We start from the raw sequence: 6984 nt of genomic DNA on the forward strand, positions 1-6984 counted from the left end.
TTCTTTAGAATTTTTAAGAGAGCTAAATATAGATTAAGCATTGAAAATAAAGGGGGCATAGATGGTCAGGAAAATCCTTAGCGTTGTTATTCCGCGTTTTCCTGATGGGACCCCAAGAAGAAGAATAGTCCATCTGTAAATATTTATTTAGTAATAGTTTGTTTCCTTTAGATTTATTTTCTTGATATATTCTTACACTACCGGTTACATTATAAATTGTTTCTGCTTCTTGTTTTTTTATTGTATGCACTTTATTTATTATTACTTCATCCTCAAATAATTGCTTCATATTTTCCTTTCATTAATTATTATTTATTGTTAAATTTCCTTGGATATTTATAATATCTCTTTGTGCTTTTTGACTGCCTATATTTATTTCTGATTGAGTTTCCTTTGAATCTAATCCTTCTTTTAATACTTTACTATTAGCTTTTATCCACTCTATTATTTCATTTAATACTTCCCCTGAAGGTTCACTTCCTGTAATTTTCTCAAAAATATCCTCAATATCTCTTTTTGGTTTTTGAGGAGACTTCGATTTATCTTCATAAATTTTTTCTATAAACTCTTCAGATTCTTCTATAGTTCCAAACTTTTCTTTAAATGCTTTAGAAAAAGTTTCTTTTATTTTTTTAAGTACCACATCACTACCTTTTGATACCATATTTCCTGCAATAGTTACCCCTAACCATTCTAACACTTTAACTATAACTACATCGCCCATATTATTTATTCTCCTTTTTCTTATTTGTATATTTTATTTGACTTTCAATCCGACCCAAAGAAAAATATTTATCTTCAGGATAAATACTGTTAAAAGTTTCTGGCACTTTTAATAAATACTCTAAAAAATCTAAACTTTTCCAACTTTTAAAAGGAATATTGACTTTTTTTAATCTATGGTGGTATATCAAATTACATATTGCTTGATATATTATTGACTCTTCATGCTTTTCTCTCAATAATTGAACTTGCTCCTCAAGATATCCTTCATATAAAATTTTATCTAAAGTTAAGGGATAAAAATATTTTAAATTTTTTTTACGTTTTGATACTTCTTCATCCGAAGTTTCAAACATTATTTTTTTATTTTTCTCAATCTCTTTTTTTATATTTTTTATGAAATAACTTTTAATCATTGGATATTCTCTTGCTTCTTCTTCTGTTAAAACTAATATATTATTGGAGATAAATCCTTCTTTTGAAATAGGTATCACTCTTCCCAAAAGTCCTCTATATGAATGAGTTACCCTAATAACACTATCTTTATTTTGCCTCTTATAATTTTTAAACATTAAAAATTCTTTACTTTTTTTTGGAAAAAATAATGGTTTTGTCATACCTGTACAAATAGGAGTTACCCATGGTTCTAAGTATGAAGGTACCACATTCTTTATTAAAACATTTGGATTTTGTGCTATAAAAACTTTATATCCTTCATCTATTTCTACAAATATTATATCTATTATCTCACTTGTTTGGTGTTTATTTATACTTTCTATAAATAAATCATACGAAATTTGAGCTGAGTTCTTATCTTTAAAAACTAAACTGATACTAGATGAAGTTATTTCCTTATCATAATCTCCTTGTAACAAATAATAAATAGCTTCCCAATTATTTAAAGAATTAATTAGTTCAAAATTTCCTATAACCATAAATTTAGGTGATTCCCCATAATCTAATTCAATCATATTATTCCTCCTATTAATTAAAGTTCTCCTCTTTCTTTAAGAACCTTTTACCATCTATAAATAATAACTCTTGGAACTCCAAACTCTTTTGATAGTTCAGTTTTATTAAAAAACATCTTAAATCTATTTAAGCTATCTCCCTTTAATTCGATGCTGCCTTTATATTTCCCCTCAGCCTTTACAATAGCAACACCTTCTCTGACTCTTTCATTGATATTTTCTCTCTCTAGTTCTGCAACTGCTCCAATTATAGTTAAAAGGAATTTACCGATGACTGTTCCTCTATCAATATCTTTATCTAAAACTTTTAGAGTAGCTCCTTTTTCCTCAATCTCTTTAGCTATTTCTAATAAATCTATCGTACTACGACTTAATCTATCTAAAGAGTTTACCACAACTACATCATTTTTTGTAATCCTTCTAACATATTTTTTAATTGTGGTCTTTCTTTATCTTTTCCAGATACTTTATCACTATAAACAACATCAGCTTTATCATAAGCTAAAAGTTATCTATCTAATTTTTGCTCTACTGTAGAAACTCTAACATAATACTTAATCATAAAATCCACCTTTTGTCTTATTAAATTTATATTTAATTTAAAATACAATACATACCTAGAAAAAGCAAGAAAAACAGTTAAAATTAGGCATGGTTTATATAAATTTAACTGTATTATCTATAATATAGTCTAGATAAAACACTAACATACAATACAAAAGAGAGTCCAAGTGGACTCTCTTTTAGTTTGGTTATTCTATTTCTTCTATTCTATCTTCAATCATTTTTGAAATATGAAGTTTTAAATCTTTAATTAATGTGGTAGCTATTTTATAAAGTAGTTTATAATCTACACCATGATATTCATGAATCAAAAAATTACGAGTCCCTTTTATATTTAACCAATATTTTTTATCATTATTATATTTTAATAGAGTTCTCATGTCTATTTTTGAAATAGCTTCTCCTATAATCATGATATTATAATTAACAATTTCGTTCAAATCACTATCTTCATAAAAATCTGAATAAGACTTGTTTTCCATTTTACTTTCGATTCTTTCTATCTTTTCATAGATATCTAAAATATAATCAATCTCTCTTCTTTCAGCTTTATTAAACATATATAACACTTCCTAGTATCTCGTTCTTAACTTTTTCTTTATACTTAGCAACTAATGGATTTTTATATTTATAGTCAAATTGCCCCGAAGTTACTAAATCTATTTTTTTACTAAAAGTAGATTCTAAATAAGATTTTAAATTATAGAAATTAGTTAACATTTCATCATTATCAATTAACTCTACAAAGATATCTATATCACTTTTTTCTGTTTGTTCATCTTTAGAATAAGAACCAAATAATCCTATTTTACTTATACCAAACTGACTTTTATCAATAGCAGATAGTTTATTTAGTATTATGCTTTTATCAATCATTTTGATTCACTCCCTTTTTTTATTATAGTTAAACTATATCATAAATTCAAAGGAAATGTAACCACCTCTATACAATTGAATACAAAAATAAAAATCCAAATATTCTATTATTAACCATTATTTCTTCAATACTGATTTTAAGGTTTTTATGTAAATACTGGGTGATTTTTTTTTTGCTCATTCAAAATCTCATAGCCAATACCTTGTTTTTAAAGAATCTCTCTCGCTTCTACTTCCTCTTCTAAAGTCAGTTCAAGCTTTTTCTTTTTAGTTGTCTCAGCTTCAAAAATAGAGAAATAGCTTTCTATCTTCTCAATCTTTCTACGCCCCTTTCCCTTCAACTCTTCGGGGAATCTATATATCTTTTTCTTTTCTAACTCAGCTTTAGCTGGCTTAATAATTTTATCGTTAATTCTTCCTAATGTATATGTTTTTGGAATTTCTAAAACATCACGAAACTGCTCTATCTCCATGATAAAATAACCTGTGCTTTCAAACTGTTTTAACAACATATACAGCCTTTTAGCATACTTTCCATTTATCCCTTTTAACTCTGCATCTTCTAATAGCAAAATCTCCTGTTTTTTATGTTTTAACTCATTATCCCAATAGTCTAGCTCTTTAACTGTTAGAGGTTCTTTTTTCTTCGCTTTATCTATTATATGGATATCATGTTTGTAGAAAAGAAACGGGATAAATAGTGATGGTATCTCTATTTTCAAGGTTTCATCATCAATCTCTTGAGTTACGAAAACACTTCCAGATATTCCATAACCTTTCTCTTTGTCTATCTCATATCTTTTCGAAACCGTCAATCCACGAATGAACTCTGAAAACTCCTCTTTTGTGTAGGGTCTAGTCGTTGAAGCTTCCCATATCTCACGTTTTTTTATTGTGATAACTCTCTCTTTTATCTCAAGCCCTTTATTCCATTTGTTAAACTCTTTTAATAACCATCCAAAAGCGTTTACAAAAATCTCTTTTTCAAAATAAATTGGCAATCTATTTAATTTTTTATTAAATCCAATTTTCCCCATTTTTCACCTCAAAAATATAATAATAATTTATTATAATATAAACCCATTTTTAAATCAAAAGTGTTTATAATTCTCACTACAATCTGGGGTTTATGTTACTACAATATAGGGTTTATAATTTTATACGCCCCCCTTCAGACCATTGATTTTATTGGGCTAAAACGGGATCGATTTTTCTCTAATAGTCTTTAATAGTCTTTAAGGGTATTTAAATAGTAAAAACTTTAATAAAAAAAAGAGTTTCCCAATATGAAAGGACTATCTCTTAGAAACCTTAGGTATATGAGGCTTTTTGCTGAAAGCTATCCGGCGGAAATTGTGCAGGAGATACTTGCACAATTAAGTTGGTACCACAATCAGGCTCTATTAGATAAAGTTCCACCAGATAGAAAGTAATTTCTACGAAAGAATGCTTTATAAAAAACCTAATTAAAAAAATAGGCAAAGGCCCAGCTATTTGTTATACTTCAAAATAGAAGACGCAGTCAAGAGAAAAAAATTTAGACTGATGATAAAATTTATCATCAGTCTAAAAAAATAACCCTTCTTTCTTTTTTTGAATAAATTCCTTTCAAAAATATTTTAAAGCACAACTCTTTGGCTATTTATTAGAAATGAGTTCCTCTTCCTACATAGTAATCAACAGAATAGTTAAATTTGTTTGCATCAAAGTTCAGATAATCTTTATTTTCAGATGGTGATATCCCACGTCCAATGATTTGAACTATAGTTTTTTCTGAACTTTCATCTAAAAACATATTGAATACTCCAATCCCAACTTTAAAGTTTAAAAATCTATAAAGATAATTTTCATCAATTTTAAAATTTAATTTATTTAAAATTGTAGTCATCTCTTTTAAAGGCAATATCATATGTTCATTTAAAATTCCAGAGATTACTCTTCTAAGTTCAAATTCATAATTGATAAGCTCTTCGTTTTCATTTAGATAATTAAACAACAGTCTAGCAAATTTGTCATCAAATTCATAAGGGATAAAATCTCTTTCTCCTTTGTAAGAGGTATGTCCTTCCTCATCTTCATCATCTTCGTCAATTAATCCATTAATAGAGCTTATAATATAAATATCATCTGCTTCTAATTTAGCAATTCCAAAATTTTGAAGCTCATCTGTACAAAACATTAAAACTTCTTCATTGGGTATATTTTTTTCATTTTCAAAATAATTTTGTAAAACTTCATGAGTATAAACTGGTAAAAAATTATAAATTTCCTTAGTATTCTCAAAATAAAAATTACTAAGGTCATTGGGACTTAATTTAGCTTCATGGAAGCCTAATTTTTTTAAAAGTTTTTCATACTCACCAACTTGTTGTAAAATTTTAAAATTTTCTAAAATTGTCATCTAATCCCTCCGTTTTTATGTGATGAAAATTATTATTTTTTAAAATTATTTTTTCAAACGTTTAATTTAGTTAAATTCGTATAAAAATTTGCAACTGGACTATTGCTAGGTAAAAACTCTTCTACGCATTTTTTAAGTGCTTTTAGAACTTTTAAATAGCCATATTTCTCTATTGTCGGAAGAACAACTTTATTATAAAAGTTTTTAGCTGTAGAAAATGATTTTTCAACTCGTTTTTTGAAAATAGAATTCTCAGAGATAATCTCTTCAACTTGATTTTGAATATCAAAGTTTAAAGAGTCAAAAAAACTAACTTCAGAATCAACTTCCCCTTTTATTTTTTCTATTGTTCTATTTTTTTCTATAAGGTTTCTATATTCTATTATTATATCTGCTAATTTAGCATCAAGTTCTGTTGAAATCAACAATACATCTGTTAATTTCGACAGGTCTTCTGCTATTTTCAACAGATGTTCTGTGCATTCTGACAAAAGGGTATTGTTGAAATTAACAATACTTTTATTAAAAATTTTTCTATCACACTTTTTTTCTAAAGCCATCATTAAAATCCAGCCTTTCAGAGTAAATGAATATGTTAGAGAGTTACTCACTCTTTTATTTTTTTGTACTGTTTCTATTATGTTTAAATCTAAAAGATTTTTTGTTATTCTTCTTATCACAGCATAACTAAAATATTCTTGAAACTCTCTTATTCTAGTTCTCGACATTGTGATCGAAACAATTAAATTACTATCTACGTTTTCTGCTAATAATCTGCCTTTTAAAAGAAAATATAAGTTCTGTAAAAAAATAGATTCTTCGATTCCAAAAGTACTCGCTAAATTTGCGTTAAAAAAATGCATAATCCCTCCTCGATATTTTCAAAATATTTAAACAGGAATGTAGCGTAAAAATGTTCTAATACTATATACCTTGGGATTACGGAATTGTCAAAATTTTTTATAGGGTATTTACTATACCAAAAAACGTAATACGTTCCTCTAATACTATTGACTTTTTGTAAACTGCGAGGTACCATTGTAATAATACGGATAAGTGTTACCTACAAAGTAAAAAGTTTAATAATTTTTTATCAAAAATTTTATATAAAAAGTGAAATTGTTTGGAGGTAACATGGAAAAAAAAGAGAATAGTATTTATTTTAAACCTATCGTAACATTCAGAATATCTAAGAAAACATTGGAGAAATTAGAAGAGAAAGCTAAAATTGAAAATAAAACTCGAACTCAACTGTTAATTCAAATTATAAATAGACACCTAGACCTATAATCAAATACTTTTAAAAAATAAAAAAAACGTAATACAAACTAGATTTTTATTGAACTTTCTAATATGATTTGTTATAGGTAATCTAATCCCCCCGATTGATTCCTAAATAAAAAATAGCAGCTCACAAAAATGACGTGAGCTGCTTTTCTTTTCCCTTCA

Annotated in this window: 9 protein-coding genes and 1 pseudogene; 2 read left to right on the forward strand and 8 right to left on the reverse strand. The window is 26.7% G+C overall.

Annotated elements, in window-relative coordinates; translation table 11 throughout:
- Nucleotides 1–301: 301 nt before the first annotated feature.
- From Q0O83_RS11560 to Q0O83_RS11585, 6 genes are all read right to left on the reverse strand, one after another.
- Nucleotides 302–724: a hypothetical protein gene (locus Q0O83_RS11560; protein ID WP_294097249.1), complete on the reverse strand. Its 423-nt coding sequence runs from the start codon at nt 722–724 to the stop codon at nt 302–304.
- Nucleotide 725: 1 nt separating this feature from the next.
- Nucleotides 726–1694 carry a hypothetical protein gene (locus Q0O83_RS11565; RefSeq protein ID WP_294097250.1) on the reverse strand — a complete coding sequence of 323 codons (969 nt, stop codon included), beginning with the start codon at nt 1692–1694 and terminating at the stop codon, nt 726–728.
- Nucleotides 1695–1741: 47 nt separating this feature from the next.
- Complete coding sequence (locus Q0O83_RS11570; protein WP_294097265.1) at nt 1742–2131, reverse strand: recombinase family protein; 390 nt, start codon at nt 2129–2131, stop codon at nt 1742–1744.
- A gap of 315 nt (nt 2132–2446) precedes the next feature.
- On the reverse strand, nt 2447–2818 hold the full coding sequence (locus Q0O83_RS11575) for a HepT-like ribonuclease domain-containing protein (protein ID WP_294097252.1): 372 nt from the start codon (nt 2816–2818) through the stop codon (nt 2447–2449).
- Nucleotides 2811–3134, reverse strand: coding sequence for a nucleotidyltransferase domain-containing protein (locus tag Q0O83_RS11580; RefSeq protein ID WP_294097254.1), 324 nt, complete (start codon nt 3132–3134; stop codon nt 2811–2813). Before Q0O83_RS11580 ends, Q0O83_RS11575 begins: the two co-directional genes overlap by 8 nt.
- Nucleotides 3135–3343: 209 nt before the next feature.
- The gene (locus Q0O83_RS11585) at nt 3344–4171 is read right to left on the reverse strand and encodes a replication initiation protein (RefSeq protein ID WP_294097257.1); all 828 of its coding nucleotides are present in this window, start codon (nt 4169–4171) and stop codon (nt 3344–3346) included.
- Nucleotides 4172–4414: 243 nt separating this feature from the next.
- Here Q0O83_RS11585 and Q0O83_RS11875 point away from each other — a divergent pair.
- Nucleotides 4415–4567: pseudogene (locus Q0O83_RS11875) on the forward strand (DUF1016 N-terminal domain-containing protein); the annotation flags it as partial.
- Between the two features lie 212 nt (nt 4568–4779).
- Here Q0O83_RS11875 and Q0O83_RS11590 read toward each other — a convergent pair.
- Together Q0O83_RS11590 and Q0O83_RS11595 are read right to left on the reverse strand one after the other, a co-directional pair.
- Nucleotides 4780–5535, reverse strand: coding sequence for a hypothetical protein (locus tag Q0O83_RS11590; protein ID WP_294097259.1), 756 nt, complete (start codon nt 5533–5535; stop codon nt 4780–4782).
- Between the two features lie 53 nt (nt 5536–5588).
- Nucleotides 5589–6398: a hypothetical protein gene (locus Q0O83_RS11595; protein ID WP_294097261.1), complete on the reverse strand. Its 810-nt coding sequence runs from the start codon at nt 6396–6398 to the stop codon at nt 5589–5591.
- A gap of 271 nt (nt 6399–6669) precedes the next feature.
- Here Q0O83_RS11595 and Q0O83_RS11600 point away from each other — a divergent pair, with 271 nt between their 5' ends.
- Complete coding sequence (locus Q0O83_RS11600; protein ID WP_294097263.1) at nt 6670–6825, forward strand: hypothetical protein; 156 nt, start codon at nt 6670–6672, stop codon at nt 6823–6825.
- Nucleotides 6826–6984: the final 159 nt, after the last annotated feature.

This window comes from uncultured Cetobacterium sp., from assembly GCF_945952365.1.
Taxonomy (GTDB): Bacteria; Fusobacteriota; Fusobacteriia; order Fusobacteriales; family Fusobacteriaceae; genus Cetobacterium_A.

Coding starts and splice junctions, on each gene's coding strand:
- Q0O83_RS11560 (WP_294097249.1), bottom strand. CDS start 724: ATGGGCGATGTAGTTATAGTTAAAGTGTTAGAATGGTTAGGGGTAACT.
- Q0O83_RS11565 (WP_294097250.1), bottom strand. CDS start 1,694: ATGATTGAATTAGATTATGGGGAATCACCTAAATTTATGGTTATAGGA.
- Q0O83_RS11575 (WP_294097252.1), bottom strand. CDS start 2,818: ATGTTTAATAAAGCTGAAAGAAGAGAGATTGATTATATTTTAGATATC.
- Q0O83_RS11580 (WP_294097254.1), bottom strand. CDS start 3,134: ATGATTGATAAAAGCATAATACTAAATAAACTATCTGCTATTGATAAA.
- Q0O83_RS11585 (WP_294097257.1), bottom strand. CDS start 4,171: ATGGGGAAAATTGGATTTAATAAAAAATTAAATAGATTGCCAATTTAT.
- Q0O83_RS11590 (WP_294097259.1), bottom strand. CDS start 5,535: ATGACAATTTTAGAAAATTTTAAAATTTTACAACAAGTTGGTGAGTAT.
- Q0O83_RS11595 (WP_294097261.1), bottom strand. CDS start 6,398: ATGCATTTTTTTAACGCAAATTTAGCGAGTACTTTTGGAATCGAAGAA.
- Q0O83_RS11600 (WP_294097263.1), top strand. CDS start 6,670: ATGGAAAAAAAAGAGAATAGTATTTATTTTAAACCTATCGTAACATTC.